Source organism: Tessaracoccus sp. OH4464_COT-324, from assembly GCF_003932855.1.
GTDB lineage: Bacteria > Actinomycetota > Actinomycetes > Propionibacteriales > Propionibacteriaceae > Arachnia.
In genome coordinates this window covers 49,026-65,196 of the sequence record NZ_RQYZ01000012.1, presented here as the reverse complement: position 1 = coordinate 65,196, position 16,171 = coordinate 49,026, and the positions used below count along the sequence as shown (strand labels likewise).

The 16,171-nt window shown below is 66.5% G+C and carries 12 protein-coding genes; 6 read left to right on the top strand and 6 right to left on the bottom strand.

All coding sequences use genetic code 11. The features are described 5' to 3' along the window. Positions 1–32: 32 nt before the first annotated feature. The 4 genes from rnc to smc are packed head-to-tail and all read left to right on the top strand — an operon-like array spanning position 33 to position 5,546. Positions 33–671, top strand: coding sequence for a ribonuclease III (gene rnc, locus EII42_RS07995; RefSeq protein WP_233558318.1), 639 nt, complete (start codon positions 33–35; stop codon positions 669–671). Further along, positions 664–1,491: a bifunctional DNA-formamidopyrimidine glycosylase/DNA-(apurinic or apyrimidinic site) lyase gene (gene mutM / locus EII42_RS07990; RefSeq protein ID WP_125171592.1), complete on the top strand. Its 828-nt coding sequence runs from the start codon at positions 664–666 to the stop codon at positions 1,489–1,491. The genes rnc and mutM overlap by 8 nt, the downstream gene beginning before the upstream one ends. Further along, entirely contained in the window at positions 1,488–2,036 is a 549-nt protein-coding gene (locus EII42_RS07985; RefSeq protein WP_255416251.1) for a GtrA family protein, read from the top strand. The genes mutM and EII42_RS07985 overlap by 4 nt, the downstream gene beginning before the upstream one ends. Continuing rightward, positions 2,037–5,546 carry a chromosome segregation protein SMC gene (gene smc, locus EII42_RS07980; protein ID WP_125171591.1) on the top strand — a complete coding sequence of 1,170 codons (3,510 nt, stop codon included), beginning with the start codon at positions 2,037–2,039 and terminating at the stop codon, positions 5,544–5,546. Positions 5,547–5,588: 42 nt separating this feature from the next. On the opposite strand, the gene glpK is transcribed toward smc, so the two are convergent. The 6 genes from glpK to EII42_RS07950 form a co-directional block, all read right to left on the bottom strand. Then, a complete protein-coding gene (gene glpK / locus EII42_RS07975) occupies positions 5,589–7,109 on the bottom strand; it encodes a glycerol kinase GlpK (protein WP_125171590.1) in 1,521 nt (506 codons plus the stop codon). Between the two features lie 37 nt (positions 7,110–7,146). Next, a complete protein-coding gene (locus EII42_RS07970; protein WP_125171589.1) occupies positions 7,147–7,878 on the bottom strand; it encodes an MIP/aquaporin family protein in 732 nt (243 codons plus the stop codon). Between the two features lie 146 nt (positions 7,879–8,024). Beyond that, complete coding sequence (locus EII42_RS07965; RefSeq protein WP_125171588.1) at positions 8,025–9,287, bottom strand: anaerobic glycerol-3-phosphate dehydrogenase subunit C; 1,263 nt, start codon at positions 9,285–9,287, stop codon at positions 8,025–8,027. Continuing rightward, entirely contained in the window at positions 9,284–10,513 is a 1,230-nt protein-coding gene (glpB, locus tag EII42_RS07960) for a glycerol-3-phosphate dehydrogenase subunit GlpB (protein WP_125171587.1), read from the bottom strand. The genes EII42_RS07965 and glpB overlap by 4 nt, the downstream gene beginning before the upstream one ends. After that, entirely contained in the window at positions 10,510–12,090 is a 1,581-nt protein-coding gene (gene glpA, locus EII42_RS07955) for an anaerobic glycerol-3-phosphate dehydrogenase subunit GlpA (RefSeq protein WP_125171586.1), read from the bottom strand. Before glpA ends, glpB begins: the two co-directional genes overlap by 4 nt. A 129-nt stretch (positions 12,091–12,219) precedes the next feature. Further along, positions 12,220–13,191, bottom strand: coding sequence for a sugar-binding transcriptional regulator (locus tag EII42_RS07950; protein ID WP_125171585.1), 972 nt, complete (start codon positions 13,189–13,191; stop codon positions 12,220–12,222). Between the two features lie 108 nt (positions 13,192–13,299). Between EII42_RS07950 and ftsY the strand changes: the two genes are divergently transcribed. Further along, positions 13,300–14,508, top strand: coding sequence for a signal recognition particle-docking protein FtsY (ftsY, locus tag EII42_RS07945; RefSeq protein WP_233558324.1), 1,209 nt, complete (start codon positions 13,300–13,302; stop codon positions 14,506–14,508). A gap of 123 nt (positions 14,509–14,631) precedes the next feature. Further along, positions 14,632–16,170 carry a signal recognition particle protein gene (gene ffh, locus EII42_RS07940; RefSeq protein WP_125171584.1) on the top strand — a complete coding sequence of 513 codons (1,539 nt, stop codon included), beginning with the start codon at positions 14,632–14,634 and terminating at the stop codon, positions 16,168–16,170. Position 16,171: the final 1 nt, after the last annotated feature.

The window sequence follows — 16,171 nt, the reverse complement described above, 5'->3', positions numbered from 1 at the left end:
AGCTGCTTGACCTGCTCAACGAGCTGGACGTCGTGGTAGACGTCCAGCTCTTTGAGTTGGCGCTGACCCACCGCAGTTACGCCTACGAGGCCGGCGGTCTTCCCAGCAACGAGCGACTCGAATTCCTGGGAGACGCGGTGCTGGAGATCGTCGTGACCGACCACATCTACCGCACCTATCCGGAGCTGTCGGAGGGCGAACTCGCCAAGCTGCGCGCCTCCGTGGTGTCCGCAGTTGCGCTCGCCGGGATCGCGCGCAGACTGGGCATCGGCCCGATGATCAAGCTCGGCCGAGGCGAGATCGCCACCAACGGCGCCGATAAGAAGTCGATCCTGGCCGACACCACGGAGGCCATCATCGGCGCGATCTATCTGTCCAGCTCGATGGCGGGCGCGGAGCGGTTCATCCATCACATCTTTGATCCGCTCATCGTGGAATCCCTCACGGTCGGTGACTACTCGGATCACAAGACCACGATCCAGGAGCTGAGCGCCCGGCACGGTTGGCAGGTTGTTTACGAGGTCGAGGGCAGCGGCCCGGACCACAACCGCGAGTACCACGCCACCGTCTTCATTGACGGGGTGGCGCGCGGCCAGGGTACCGCCCCCAACAAGCGCCGAGCCGAGCAGCTGGCTGCTCGCCAAGCGGTCGCAGAGCTGGGCGATGCCTGAACTACCCGAGGTGGAGGTCGTTCGTCGCGGCCTGGAGAAGCACGCGCTCGGCCGCACCATCGTCGCGGTGGCGGTGCTGCACCCGCGTCCCGTCCGCAACCATGCCGCCGGGCCGGGGGGCTTCGCCGCGGACCTGACCGGCAGGACCATCACCGGCGCGCACCGTCGGGGCAAGTATCTCTGGCTGGCGATGGCGAGCGACTGCCTGCTCGTGCACCTGGGCATGAGCGGCCAGTTTCGGGTCGCCGCGCCGGGCGACGAGCAACCCCGCAACACCCGCGTGCTGTTCGACCTGGATGACGGCAGCCAGCTGCGCTTCGTCGATCAGCGGATGTTCGGCGGGCTGGAACTGAGACGGGACACGGCGAACCCGGTGAGCCACGTCGCCCCAGATCCGTTCAGCCCGGGCTTCGATCCGGTCGCGGCTGCGGCGCGCATCGTTAGTAGACGTACGACGATCAAGCGTGCTCTGCTCGACCAGCGGCTGGTGTCCGGCATTGGCAACATCTACGCCGACGAAGCGCTCTGGCGGGCGCAGTTGCACGGCGACACGCCCACGGCGCTGCTCAGCCAAGCCGAAGCCCTCGACGTGCTGGCGGCGGCCAGCGAGGTGATGACCGAGGCGCTGGACGCGGGCGGCACCTCCTTTGACAGCCTCTATGTGAACGTCAACGGCGAGTCGGGTTACTTCGAACGGGGGCTGAACGCCTACGGTAGAGAGGGTCTGCCGTGCGTCAGGTGCGGCAGCGAGATTCGGCGGAGCAAGTTCATGAATCGGTCTAGTTATTGGTGTCCCAGCTGTCAGGAGTTGCGCTCGTGAGGAGGCTGTTCAACCGCTACCGGTACTCCCTGTGGCAGTTCATCAAGTTCGGCATCGTGGGCGGCTCCGGGGTATTCGTCAACATGGCGGTGAACGTTCTGATGAACCGCATCAACGGTGGGCCGGAGAACTCGCAGGCAGTGCTGTTCGCGTTCCCGGGGACCCCGTTCAACCTTCGGTTCACGATGGTTGCTTGGTTTGTGCCTTTTCTGGTGGCGAACGTGTGGAACTTCCAACTCAACCGTTGGTGGACCTTCAAGTCGCACCGCGCGGCGGGCTGGTGGCGCGAGTTCTGGCCGTTCTTCGCGGTGGGTTCGGTGGCGATGCTCGTGGGAGCCCTGCTGAAGTGGGTGATGACCAACCCGGCCAGCCCGCTGCTGCTGCCGGAGCCCTACTTCACGGAGGCCGTGTGGTGGCGCTCCAGGGAATACTGGAGTCAGCTGATCGCCATCTTCCTGACGCTGCCGATCAACTTCGTCGTGAACAAGCTCTGGACCTTTAAGGCGGTGCGTGGCCCGCAGCCGGAGACCTCCGGGGGCGCGTAGGTGTATCTGAAGCAGCTGACCCTGCGCGGTTTCAAATCGTTCGCCTCGTCCACCACGCTGGTGTTCGAACCGGGGATCACCTGCGTCGTCGGGCCGAATGGCTCCGGCAAATCCAACGTCGTGGATGCACTCAGCTGGGTGATGGGAGAGCAGGGCGCGAAATCGCTGCGCGGCGGCAAGATGGAAGACATCATCTTTGCGGGTACGACGAAGCGGGCGCCGCTGGGGCGCGCGGAGGTGGAACTCACCATAGACAACAGCGACGGCGCCCTCCCGATTGAGTACTCCGAGGTGACGATCACCCGCACAATGTTTCGCTCCGGCGGTTCGGAGTATCAGATCAACGGTGCGCACGCTCGGCTGCTGGACGTGCAGGAGCTGCTCTCCGATTCTGGCATCGGCAGGGAGATGCACGTCATCGTCGGGCAGGGGCAGCTCGACACAATCCTGCAGGCCACGCCCGAATCTCGGCGTGGTTTCATCGAAGAGGCTGCAGGGGTGCTGAAACACCGCAAGCGTAAGGAGAAAGCGCTCAGGAAGCTGGAGGCGACGAGGGCCAACCAGGAGCGCCTCACCGACCTGGTTGGGGAGTTGGGTCGGCAGTTGAAGCCGCTCGGCCGGCAGGCGGCGGCGGCCCGCAAGGCGGCTTTCATCCAGGCCGAACTGCGCGATGCCAAATCGCGGCTGCTCGCTGACGACCTCGTCGCGGCTCAGACGGAGCTGCAGGCTGAACTCGACAGCGAGAGAGCGCTGCTTGAGGCCAAGGCCCGGGCAGAGTCAGCGTTGGCTACGGCAACAGTCGGCGAGGAAGAGGCTGAGAGGGCCTTGAAGCAGAGCGCGCGGGACTACGACCGGGCCCAGGAAATCTGGTACGGGCTCTCAGCTCTCAAGGAACGAATTGCCTCGACCATGACTGTCGCCCGGGAGCGCTCCCGGTTGGCAGACAGCCAACCTGAGCTGGACATCAGCCGACGAGATCCCGAACAGCTGGAGCAGGAGGCGGAGCAGTTTCGCGCCCGGGAGGCCGAGCTGATGGCTGGCGTGGCCGCCGCGGAGGCCGAGCTGCGTACAGCGGCTATGACACGCGCCGCAGCCGAGCAGGCACACAGCGAGGCGGAAGTCGCCTACTCCCGGGCGCTGCGGGCAGCCGCCGACCGGAGGGAGGGGCTGGCGAAGCTGAGCGGCCGTGCGCAGACGGTGCGCACCCGGCTTGAGGCCGCGGACGACGAGGCCCGCCGGCTCAAGGTTCGTCGGGCGGAGGCGCTGGGGCGAGCCGCGGCAGCCGATGCGGAGGCCGAGGAGGTCGACGCGGAACTGGCCGAGCTGACCGCGGAGAAGAGCGCGCTGAGCGCGGCGCACGGAGAGACAACACGCCGAGTGGCGGCCAGGCAAGAGAACCTGCAGGAGCTTCGGCATCGGGAAAGCGAGATCTTCGCCCGCAGAGTGGCCCTCGACGCAAGAGTGGAGGCGCTCAGGCTGCTGGCGGAGCGCAAGGACGGCGCTGCCGCGCTCCTCGACGACCCCGACTTTTCCTCCCTAGGCAGGCTGAGCGATCATCTACAGGTGGCCCCAGGCTGGGAGGCAGCCGTGACTGCGGCGCTCGGTTCGGCGGCGGAGGCGGTGGTCGTAGGTTCCCTCGCCGAGGCAGGAGCCGCCGCGCAGCAGTTGGCGGAGACCGAGGGCGGCAGGGCAAGCATCGTCGTCGCCGACGCCGAGCCAGCAGCGCCTGACGAACAGATTCTCGACGTGGTGCAGCCGGCCCCTGCGGTGGCCAACGCCGTCAGCCGGCTGCTGGCGGGCATCGCATTAGCGGAGGACGACGAGGGGGCACTGGCCGGGCTGGAGCAGGCGGGCTGCGTCGTGACCCGGCGGGGCACCGTGTACCGTGCCTGCCTGGTGGAGGGCGGCTCCGGGGACGGGCCGTCGCTCATCGAAGTGGCCGCAGAACTCGCTGAGGCCCGCTCGGAGCTGCAGGCACTGGAGAGTAGCGGGCAGGAACTGGAGGAGTGGATTCTCGTCGCGGAGGAGGAACTCTCCGGGCACCAGGCCATCGAGAAGGAGTTGCGCGACAAGCTGCAGGACGCGGGTTCCGCGCTCACCGCGCTGCAGGCCCGGGCGAGTTCCCATCGGTTGACGGCCGACGCGGCGCGCGCCGAGGCCGATCGGCTCGCTGATGCTGCGGGCCAGGCCGTGGTGGCACGCGTGGCCGATCAGGCGTTGCTCGGCGAGCTGGAGCAGCGCCTGAGCCTCGCGGCTGCGGAGGAAATGGTCGAGCCAGACCCCGCCCAACGTGAGCAGCAGGCGACGGCGGCGCGACTTGCGCGGCAACAGGAGATGGATGTGCGGCTCAAGTTGCGCACAGCCGAGGAGCAGGCCAAGGCCATCGCAGGCCGAGCGGAGGGATTGCTGAACGCGGCGCAGCAGGAGCGGCAGTCCCGAGCGAAGGCGGCGGCGAGGCTAGCGAAACTGCAGCAGGAAGCCCAAGTGGCGTCGGCGGTGGCCGGGGCAGCCGGCCGGCTTGCAGAGCTGGTTGATGCCGCGCTGGAGCAGGCGATCGCGGACCGCGAGCGAGCCGACGGCGCACGCAGGGCGGCCGAGGCGGGCACGACACTGGCCCGGAACGCGGTGAAAGCCGCCGCGGCGCGGTTGGACGAGATGGTGCGCGGTGCGCACCGCGAGGAGATGTCGCGCATCGAACTCAGGATGCGCGTGGAACAGTTGACGGAGCGCGCCCAGTCGGAGTTGGGCCTCGATCCCGCGACGCTGATCGCCGACTACGGACCGGATCAGCCAGTGCCGCAGCTGTCGGCGTCCGACGGCTCGGCGCCGACAGAGGAAGGGCCTGAGTACGTTCCCTACGTGCGGGAAGAGCAGGCGCGCAGGCTAAAGGCGGCGGAGAAGAACCTCCAGCTGCTGGGCCGGGTGAACCCGCTTGCGCTGGAGGAGTTCGACGCGCTGACGGCCCGGCACCAATTCCTGAGCGACCAGCTGCAAGACATCAGGGACACCCGAGCCGATCTCGCCGACATCGTGCGCCAGGTGGATCAGAAGGTTCAGGAGGTGTTCGAGCAGGCCTACTTGGACGTGGAGCGCGCCTTCGGCAAGGTGTTCGAGCGGCTGTTCCCTGGCGGCGAGGGCAAACTCGTGCTCACCGAGCCCGGCGACTGGCTGAACACCGGTGTCGACGTCGAAGCCCGCCCGGCTGGGAAACAGGTCAAACGCCTGTCGTTGCTGTCCGGTGGCGAGCGCTCGCTGGTGGCCGTCGCGTTCCTGTTCGCCCTGTTCATCGCGCGACCCAGCCCGTTCTACATCCTCGACGAGGTGGAGGCCGCCCTCGACGACGCCAACCTAGGCCGCCTGCTCGGCATCTACGAGGAGCTGCGCACGAACTCCCAGCTGCTGATCATCACGCACCAGAAGCGGACGATGGAGATCGCGGACAGCCTCTACGGGGTTTCGATGCGTGGCGATGGCATCTCGACGGTGGTGAGCCAGCGCTTGCACGATTGACGGCTGTGGGCCCCGGAAAACTCCGGGGCCCACAGGTCGGGGTCAGCGTACGTCGTCGTCCACCCAGTCGAAGGTCCGGGTGACTGCCTTCTTCCACAGGCGGTACTGGCGGTCGCGCTCCTCGACCTCCATCTGCGGCTTCCAGCGCTTGTCCTCGGCCCAGTTGTCGATGACGTCCTGCTCGCCCTTCCAGAATCCGACGGCGATGCCGGCCGCGTAGGCTGCTCCGAGCGCGGTGGTCTCCGCGACGACGGGGCGCACCACGTCCACGTCCAGCAGGTCGGACTGGAATTGCATGAGCATCTCGTTGGCGGTCATGCCACCGTCAACCTTCAACTCGGCCAACTTCACACCGGAGTCGGCTTCCATGGCGTCGAGCACCTCGCGGGTCTGGAAGGCGGTGGCCTCCAGCACCGCTCGGGCGATGTGGCCGCGGTTGACGAAGCGGGTGAGGCCGACGATGGCGCCCCGGGCGTCGGACTTCCAGTACGGCGCGAACAGGCCCGAGAAAGCGGGCACGAAGTAGGCGCCGCCGTTGTCCTCGACGGTGGCCGCCAGCTGCTCGATCTCCGGGGCGGAGTCGAACATGCGGAGGTTGTCGCGCAGCCACTGCACGAGCGAGCCGGTCACCGCGATCGAGCCCTCCAGAGCATAGACGGGGGCTTGGTCGCCGATCTGGTAGCACACCGTTGTGAGCAAGCCGTTCTTGGACGGGACTGGCTCGGTACCGGTGTTCATGAGCATGAAGTTGCCGGTCCCGTAGGTGTTCTTGGCCATACCGACCTCGAAGCAGGCTTGGCCGAAGGTGGCGGCCTGCTGGTCGCCCAGGATGCCGGAGATCGGGGTATCCACCAACAGGCCCTGCTTGCGACCGTAGCCGTAGACCTCGGAGGACGACTTGATCTCGGGCAGCATCGACATGGGGATGGTCATGTCCGCAGCGATGTCTTCGGCCCAGCTTAGGGTCTTGAGATCCATGAGCATGGTGCGGGAGGCGTTGGTGACGTCGGTGACGTGCACGCCGCCGTCAACGCCGCCGGTCAGGTTCCACAGCACCCAAGTGTCCATGGTGCCCATCAGCAGGTCGCCGGCCTCGGCGCGCTCGCGAGCCCCCTCGACGTTGTCGAGGATCCACTTCACCTTGGGGCCGGAGAAGTAGGTGGCCAGCGGCAGTCCGACGCGCTCCTTGTACTTGTCCTGGCCCACCTCGCCGCCGAGTTCCTCGACGATCTTGTTGGTGCGGGTGTCCTGCCAGACGATGGCGTTGTACACGGGCTCACCGGTGTTCTTGTCCCACACGACGGTGGTCTCGCGCTGGTTGGTGATGCCGACCGCAGCGATGTGGTGCCGGTTGATCTGGGCACGCGTCAGCGCGGTGCCCACGACCTCGCGGACGTTATCCCACACCTCCATCGGGTTGTGCTCCACCCAGCCGGCGCGGGGGAAGATCTGCTCGTGCTCCTTCTGACCCACGGCGACGATCTTGCCCGAGCGATCGAAGATGATGGCCCGCGAGCTCGTCGTGCCCTGATCGATGGCGATTACGTAGTTCTTCTCAGTCATTCAGTTGCTCCTCGGCGTTGGATTGTGTGTGGTGGGATCAGAAGACGGCCGCGCCAACGAGGCCGCCCAGGACGCCGCCGATCATCGGGGCGACGACGGGCACCCAGGCGTAGCCCCAGTCGGAGCTGCCCTTGCCCTTGATGGGCAGGATGGCGTGCATGATGCGCGGGCCAAGGTCACGGGCTGGGTTGATGGCGTAGCCCGTTGGGCCACCGAGCGCGATGCCGATGACCACGATCAGAAGGCCGACACCCAGGGCGTTGAGCCAACCCAGGTTCTGGGCCCCCGCTCCGAAGACTCCGGCACCGACGACGACGAAGACGAGCACGAAGGTGCCGACGATCTCAGTCAGGCAGTTCCACAGCGGTTTGCGGATCTCCGGAGCGGTCGAGAAGGTGGCGAGCTTGAGCGCCGGGTTTGGCTCCTCGTCGTAGTGCTCCTTGTAGGCCACCCAGCACAGCGTCGCGCCGATCATGGCGCCCGCGAACTGCCCGAGGATGTAGGCCGCCACCTGGGTGGCGGTGAGTTTCGTGCCTGCGGCCAGCACACCGATGGTGACTGCGGGGTTCAGGTGGCCGCCGGTCTGGCCCGCAACCAGCACACCCATCATGACCGCGAGACCCCAGCCAAAGTTGACGAAGAGGAAGCCTGTGTCCTTGCCCTTCGACTTGGTGAGCAGGGTGTTGGCTACGGTGCCACAACCCAACAGGATGAGCACCGCCGTGCCGACGGTCTCGCCCAGGAAGATAGTCCCAAATGTCAATTCCATTAGAACACTCCGATTTCTGACTTCATTGTCGCCGCGCAGCCATTGCGCGGTTCTATGCCCAAATGCAAGCAGCCCGGCTGGTCGGGGGGCGTGGGAATGAACGTATGTTCAGGCAGTTACAAGATTCGCTTCGCTGCGCAACGCTCTCAGCCGCGGCCGCCGCTTTTCAACCCGAGCGCCTGGTGGAACAGCACGATCGGGTGAACCGTCGGCACCTTTGTGGCCTTCGCGATCTGCCAGCGGCAGGTCTCTGTGTCGCAGGCCACGAGCCCCTCGTTGGTTTCCGCAACCATGTCGAACAACGGTTTTCCGACGGCGGCGGCCACCTCGTACTTCTCCTTTTTCAGCCCGTAGGTGCCCGCGATTCCGCAGCACGTCGCGTTGGAATCGATCACTCGCAGACCTGGAATCAGTCGCAGCAGATCTGACGCAGGCGCGCCCATCCCCTGGGAACGCACCTGGCAGGGTTGGTGATAGGGCAGCGTCATCTCGATGGGCTGCAGGTTGAAGACCAATTCGCCCGCCTCGTAGCGTTCCATGAGGAACTGCGAGATGTCGTAAGAGCGAGTGCCGATCTCCTCCAGCGCGGGATCTTTGATGCCCAGGTAGTGGCTGGCTTCGTGCTTCAGCATGCCGACGCAGCTGCCCGCGTTGGACACGATGGGCAGGTCCTTGCCCGCGCTGGCCAGGTCCTTGACCAGATTGAGTACGGACTTGGTTGCCTGATCGAACAGCCCGTTGCTCTGGGCGGCCAACCCACAGCAGCCTTGCTTGGGCACGAGGACTTCGTAGCCTAGGTGTTCGAGCACCTCGATCGAGCACTTGGACGCCTCCACCTCGAAGTAGCCGCCTGCGCATCCGTGGAAGAACACGACGGGACCATTGGTGGCCGGAGACTGCCGGGGTGGGCGCTTCTTCAACCACCCGTAGAGCGAGCGCGTCTGGGCGGGCGGCATCGGCGCGTCCTTGGCAACTCCGACGATGGCCTCCATCGCCTTGCGGATCGGTCGGTTGCGTAGGGCGAAGTTGGCGACCGGGGCGACCGGGGTCATCATCTTGCCCATGAGCGTGGTGTGGGTGAGGAGCTTGTCGCGCAGCGGGATGCCGTTCTCCGCGCGCATGACGGCCTTGGCTAGGGAAATGATCTCGGAGACCTGCACGCCCTGGGGACACACCACGGTGCAGGTGCCGCAGGACGAGCAGTAGTCGATCGAACTGTCCACTGACGCGCCGTCGCGGTAGCGCTCGCCTTGGGGGCCGGAATACTTGGGGCCGCCGAACAGGGGAGTCACACCCATGACCGGGCAGTTGGTTTCGCAGATGGTGCACTTCACGCAGTGATCGAGGCTGGCACGCCTGAGCTCGTTGTCGAGCCGTTGTCTGAGTTCGGCCGCTTTCTTAGCGCTCATCTCACACCTCCGATGATGTTGTCCGCAGCGCGCACCGCGCTCGCGATTGCGATGGCGTCGCCCGACTTCTCGTGCGAGCGCTGGGCGCCCGCCAGGATGCCTCCGGCGACGTAAAGATTCGTGTACTGGGCGTGGTCATTTACCAAGGGGCGGCCCGCGTCGTCGGTGCGCACCCCGACGGCGAACAGGGGCTGGGGCGACCAGTAGTCGGCGACCAGCAGTTTGGTGGCGTCCTCCTGGGTGGGGCGTAGGCCGAACAGCCGTTCGGAGATCCTGCCGTAGGAGTCGACGCCGAGGGCCCCGGATTCGAACCCGCCCGGCGCGTACACCACGTGCGAGCAGGCGACCCGGGTGGGGTGTCCCGCTGACTCGACCTTGATCGCGTTGATGCGGCCGGCGTCGCTGGTGAAGCCCGTGGCCAGCGCACCCTGAATGTGCCGTAGCCCGAGCCTGCGCGCCCGCGCGAGGAGAGCGTTGAACATGCGCAGCCCCGGCACCGACGGTGGCTGCGTCGGCACCTCCGCCACGGGGCGGTCCAGGGCCTGTTCGAACGCCCGCCAGGCGTCGGGGTTGCGCAGGCCGATGACCGCAGGCACCAGCACCACGTCCCCGGCCGGGGCGACGCTGGCCACTTTGGCCGCGAACAACTCCGCCTCCCTGGGGTCGTCCAGGGCGTTGGCGAAGTGCACGTTGGCGGAGTCGATCTCGCCCGTGCGCGCCTCGAAGGCGGCCCAGGCGCTTTGCGCGGACAACTGTCGTCCCTCGAAGATGGTTCGGTTCAGGTTTCCGGCGATGAGGTCCGCCTGGAAATCCTTGAGCTGGCGCACGCCAACGACCGCATAACTGGATACGTCGCGGACGTCCGCCGCGACGAAGGAGCGCGGCGCCAGCGCTGTGGGGCGAAGCGCGCCCACCGCGGTGGGCAGGTGGAAGTTGGTCTCGGGGCTGCCCACGAAGCCGAGTTGTTCGCCCACCCAGCGAACCGAGCGGTCCACCAGATCGGCGCCGAGCTGGGCGAAGGGATGGGCGGAGTCCAGCTGGGGCAGCGCGGTCAGCGGCCGATGTACGCGAGCGGGGGTGTAGCCCAGCACATCGATGCTGCCCTGCCCCAGTTGCAGCCCGCCGGGCCCCTTAGCGATCAGGGTGACGGGCAGCCCCGCATCGAGCAGCCGGTTTGCGGCGGTCAGCCCAGCCAGGCCGGAACCGATCACTACGACTCTATTCATCGTGCTTCCTCCTTCGGGTCCTCGCTGGCGGGCAGGTGGTTGACATCGAGGGTGCCCGTGAAGATCCAGTCGTCCAGCACCGTCTGCCTGACCTGTTCGCCGAAGAGAATCGGCCGGATTCCCTTCCACCTGGCGGACAGGAAGTTGCGCAGCAGCGCGGTGGAGTGCTCGGGGTCGGCGTGCCCGGAACTGCACGCGACGCCCGCCGCGCGCGTGGCGCAGAACCCGCCCTGGCACGGCCCCATGCCGACGCGCAACTGGCGGCGCACGTCGTCGAGGTTGGCGTCGGGCTGCTCGGCGAGTTCGCGCACGAAGGCAGACTCGCTGACCAACTCGCACTCGCAGAGCGTGCGCTCCACCGTTCGCCGGGCCTCGCGTTCCTTCAGCCGATCGGTGACCCTGTGGATGCGCGGATGGGCCTCCGGCACCGGCTCTTGTGCGGTGCGGCAGGGACGGTTGTCACCCAGCTTCTCGCACATCGCGTCGACGATGTGCTCGGCCATGAGCCGGTAGGTGGTGAGCTTTCCGCCGCCGATGGTCAGCATCCCGTCCAGGCCATCGTGCTCGGAGTGATCAATGATCGCCATGCCGCGGCTCATGTGCCGGGTATCGGAGGCGCTGACCCGAGGATCCTTGATCAGCGGTCGGTTCCCGGCCCAGGCGCGCAATACCCGGGCCCTGCGGAAGCCGGGAATCATGTGCTCGCCCGCGTCCAGCATCTGCTGCACCTCGTCAGCGGGGATGGTGCAGTCGTCGGGATCCTGGGCCCGCGTGTCGGTAGTGCCGATGATGGACACAGTGTGTGCGGGCACGAGAATGTCGCCGTCCGTGGGATAGACACATCGGTTGACCACGGTGTTCACCAGGCGATGGTTCATCGCGAGCATGATTCCGCGTCCAGGAACAACCTGCACCGGGTCGCAGCCTGCCATCATCGTGATCTGACCGGCCCATGGGCCGCCGCAGTTGAGCACGAAATTGCAGTCGATGGTGACGTTGTCGTGGTGCTTGGTGTCTCGGCAGATCACCGCAGCCACCCGCGAGCCGCTGCGCTCGATCCGGGTTACGCGGTGGTAGGTGAGTACCTCGCCGCCGTGCTCGCGGGCGGAACGCGCAGCGCCCCACACTAGCTGCCATCCGTCGATGGACCCGTCGCGCACCTCCACGGCGCGCTGGATGCCTGGGTTCAGCCGAGGCTCGCGCCGCAGCGCCTCACCGACGCTGATCTCCCGGGCCGGTACCCCCGTCTCCTTGGCTCCGGCGAGGAACTGGTCGACGAAGGCCGGATCGTCGCCGGGCAGGGAGACGAAGAAACCGCCAGTGTCCTCGATCGCGCCGGGCTGGATGCGGCGCAGGACCTCGTTTTCGAGGGAGCACTCGCGGGCGGACTGCGGGTCGCTCACGACGTAGCGCCCGCCGGAGTGCAGGAGACCGTGGAATCTGCCTGTGGTGCCCACTGCCAAGTCGTCACGTTCCACCAGAACGGCCTTGTAGCCGCGCATCGCGGCGTCGCGCACGACGCCCAGCCCGGTGGAACCGCCGCCGATGACCACCACGTCAGCTTGAAGACGTTTCACCGTTGAAGTCCTTTCAGCCTGTCCGACCGCAGCCGGAGGGCACGTTGAGCTACCAATAGCTAACCGCAGGAGGGGTTCATCGTCGTGAGGAAGGAACCAACGGTCATGAAAACTTGTTCATGTGAACGATTATTCAGTGCTCTCGATCATCCGATGCAGGGTGCGTGCCGTCACGTTGTCGCAAACCAAATCCGTAACGGCTCTTGCGCGTAAAGCGGCCAGCAGGACCGCCGAGCGGCTGGGATCTCCGACGACGCACAGGCGCCGCCCGATCGACTGCATCTCCTCGGGCGTCGGCCCGCTTGCACGATCGTTCAGTGCGATGCCGCGGAAGCTGCCGTCGGCCCGGATGAGCACCGTGCAGATGTCCCCGACGGCACCGTCGGCGATCGCGTTGGAAAGGTCTCCCGGATCGATGTAGCCGTTCGCGTACACGTGGCTCGGTACACGAGCGTTCGGATAGCCGACACCGAACACCGCGACATCCAGGCGCCGGATTTCGTTGAGCACCCGCAGCACCGAGCGCTCCCGCCACATGGCCTCCTTGGTGCCTGCGTGGTCGAAGAAGGCGGGGACCGGGAACGGCACAATCGTGGCGTTACCGTAGGCCTGGGCATACATCTGCAGCAGGGAACCGGCATACGGTAGGGCCGCTTCATAGGCGTGGGCGCTGCCGTTCATCTGCACGACACGCACCCCATGGACTTTCACCGGGTCGAGCTGGCGGGCCACCCGGGCTGCAGTGACCCCCCACGCCACGCCGAGCGAGGACTCGTCCTTGACGAGCGAGGTGAGGATCTTCGCGGCCAGCTTCGCCACCATATTGATTCGTGTCGTGGGAGAAACGCTGTCCACGACGTTCACGATGTGCACCTGGATGCCGAAACGTTCGGCGATGGCCACCGCCGTCGGCGACTGCGAGCCCGGCGGCTCGGCAATCGTGATTCGAACCAAACCAGTGTTACGGGCCTTGGCCAGCAGACGCGAAACTGTCGGGCGGGAAACGCCCAGCTCAGCCGCTATCGCGTCCATCGTCGCGCCTTCGACGTAGTGCCGCTGTGCTACTTGGTACAGCAGTTCAGCTTGAGGGCCCCGCAACATCGCTCCTTTCGCCCAGTGAAGTTGAATCTAACACCGTGTGTGAAAAGGCGGGTGGGTGGCTGCTCATCAGCCGGACGGGCGGGCGAAGGTTAGGATGGCCTGGTGATTCTGCTCAGTATTGATTCGTTGATCTTCTGGATCGTCCTCGGCTGTGTCGGCCTGGCCATCGTTGCCGGTGCTGTCATCGTGATCCTCGACAACAAGCGCAAGAGGCTCGAGGCGGGCGGGGAACCGGGTGAACTCGAACCGCCGTCAGGCCTAGAGGAGCTTTCGCCCGAGGAGCCCGACACTGCCGAGCTGACAGCGCGGCCCGAAGTCGAGCCCACGACGGTGGAGGCTGAGGCCGAGGCGCCCGCGCCCGAAGCTGAGCCCGCCCCTGAGGTGGAACGGCCGGAGCCGTCGCGGAGCCGGATGGGCAGGCTGCGCCGTCGGCTGGCCTCGTCTAACAATGTGCTTGCGCGTGCCCTCGCCGATCTGCTTTCGGTGGACCGCATCGACGAAGAGGTCTGGGACGACTTCGAGGCCACGCTGATTGCCTCCGATCTGGGGGTCGGCCCGACGACCGAGCTCACCACCGCGCTTCGCAAGGAGCTCGCCGTGGACGGTGTCTCCGACGTAAGCACGGCGAAGGAAGTGCTCCGCCGTGAGCTGATCGCGCTGACCGACCCCAGCCTGGATCGCTCACTGAACCTCGACAAGGACGGGGACAACCCTGCGGTCGTGCTCGTCGTCGGTGTGAACGGCACTGGAAAGACCACCACCGTGGGCAAGCTGGCCCGGGTGCTCGTCGCAGAGGGCAAGGCGGTGCTGCTCGGCGCCGCGGACACGTTCCGGGCGGCAGCAGCCCAGCAACTCGCCACCTGGGGCGAGCGCGTGGGCGTCGAGACGGTGTCCAGCCACGAGGGAGCCGACCCGGCCTCCGTGGCCTTCGACGCGGTGAGTAAGGGCATCGAGCTCGGGGTCGACGTGGTGCTCATCGATACAGCGGGGCGGCTGCACACCAAGACCGGCCTGATGGATGAGCTGGGCAAGGTCAAGCGAGTCGTCGAGAAGCGCGCCAAGGTGAGCGAAGTCCTGCTGGTGCTGGACGCCACCACCGGGCAGAACGGCATGACCCAGGCGCGGGTGTTCGGCGAAGTGGTGGACGTCTCGGGCGTCGTGCTGACCAAGCTCGACGGCTCGGCCAAGGGCGGCATCGTGGTCCAGGTGCAGCGCGAGCTCGGGGTGCCGGTGAAGCTGATCGGGCTGGGCGAGGGCGTCGATGACCTGGCCCCGTTCGACGCCGAAGGCTTCGTCGCGGGCATCCTCGGCGAATAGAACCAAGTCAACGAGGGCGGGCGCCCGGCTCCGTGGGGGCTTGGGCGCCCGCTCGGTTCCGGGGCGAGGTGGAGAAGTAGGTATCCTTGTGCGGGTAGCTGAGCACAAGAAGGGCGATTAAAGGTGTTTGACACTCTCCAGGACCGGCTGGCCTCCGTCTTCAAGGGACTGCGCGCCAAGGGAAGGCTGACCGAGGCCGACATCGATTCCACCATGCGCGAAATCCGGATTGCCCTGCTGGAAGCCGACGTCAACCTGGCGGTGGTCAAGGAGTTCATCGCCAACTCGAAGCAGCAGCTCACCGGGCTCGAAATCTCTAAGGCGCTCAACCCAACCCAGCAGATCATCAAGGTGGTCAACGAGCAGCTGATCGCCATCCTGGGCGGCGAGGCGCGCCGAATCCGGTTCGCGAAGAACCCGCCTACCGTGATCATGCTGGCCGGCCTGCAGGGCGCGGGCAAGACCACGCTGGCCGGGAAACTCGCTAAGTGGCTGAAGGCCGAGAAACGCTCCCCGCTGCTGGTGGCGGCCGACCTACAGCGCCCGAACGCGGTCAACCAGCTGCAGATCGTCGGGGAGCGCGCGGGTGTGCACGTCTTCGCTCCCGAGCCCGGAAACGGCGTCGGAGATCCGGTGGCGGTCGCCCGCGATTCCATCGCGTACGCCGCGCAGAAGCTCTACGACATCGTGATCGTGGATACCGCGGGCCGCCTCGGCGTCGACGCCGAGCTGATGCGGCAGGCGGCAGACATCAAGGCCGCCGTCGGCCCGCACGAGACCCTGTTCGTCGTGGACGCGATGATCGGTCAGGATGCGGTCAACACCGCGAAGGCCTTTGACGAGGGCGTGGGCGTTGACGGCGTCGTGCTCACCAAGCTTGACGGCGACGCCCGGGGCGGTGCCGCGCTGTCGATCGCCCGCGTGCTCGGCAAGCCGATCATGTTCGCCTCCAACGGCGAAAAGCTGGAGGACTTCGACCTCTTCCACCCCGACCGAATGGCCAGCCGCATCCTGGGTATGGGCGACATGCTCACGCTCATCGAGCAGGCCGAGAAGACCTTCGACGCTGAACAGTCCCGGGCAGCCGCGGAGAAGCTGCTGGGCGGCAAGAACCAATTCGGCCTCGACGACTTCCTCAACCAGATGCGCCAGCTCAGGAAGATGGGGCCGCTGACCAAGATCCTGGGCATGCTGCCCGGGGCTGGGCAGTTCAAGGACGCCATCAACGAGATCGACGAGCGCGAGATCGACCGGATCGAGGCCATCATCTGCTCGATGACGCCGGCGGAGCGCGATGATGTCTCCATCCTGAACGGCTCGCGTCGCGCCCGGATCGCCAAAGGCGCCGGGGTGGAGGTGAGCGCGGTGAACAATCTCGTCAACCGGTTCGTGGACGCCCGCAAGATGATGGAGTCGATGGCCGGGCGGATGCCGGGCCTGGGCGGTATGCCGGGGATGCCCGGGATGCCAGGCGCCGGTGGGATGCGCGGCCCCGGGAAGCGGCTGAGCGCCAAGGCCAAGGCAAAGGCGAAGAAGAAGGGCAAGCGAACCACCGCCAAGCGCACGCTGCCGCAGCAGCAGGCGCAGCAACTGCCGCAGAGTATGGAAGACTTCGAGTTGCCGCCGGAACTGAAGAAGATGTTCGACCAACACAAGTTCTGAT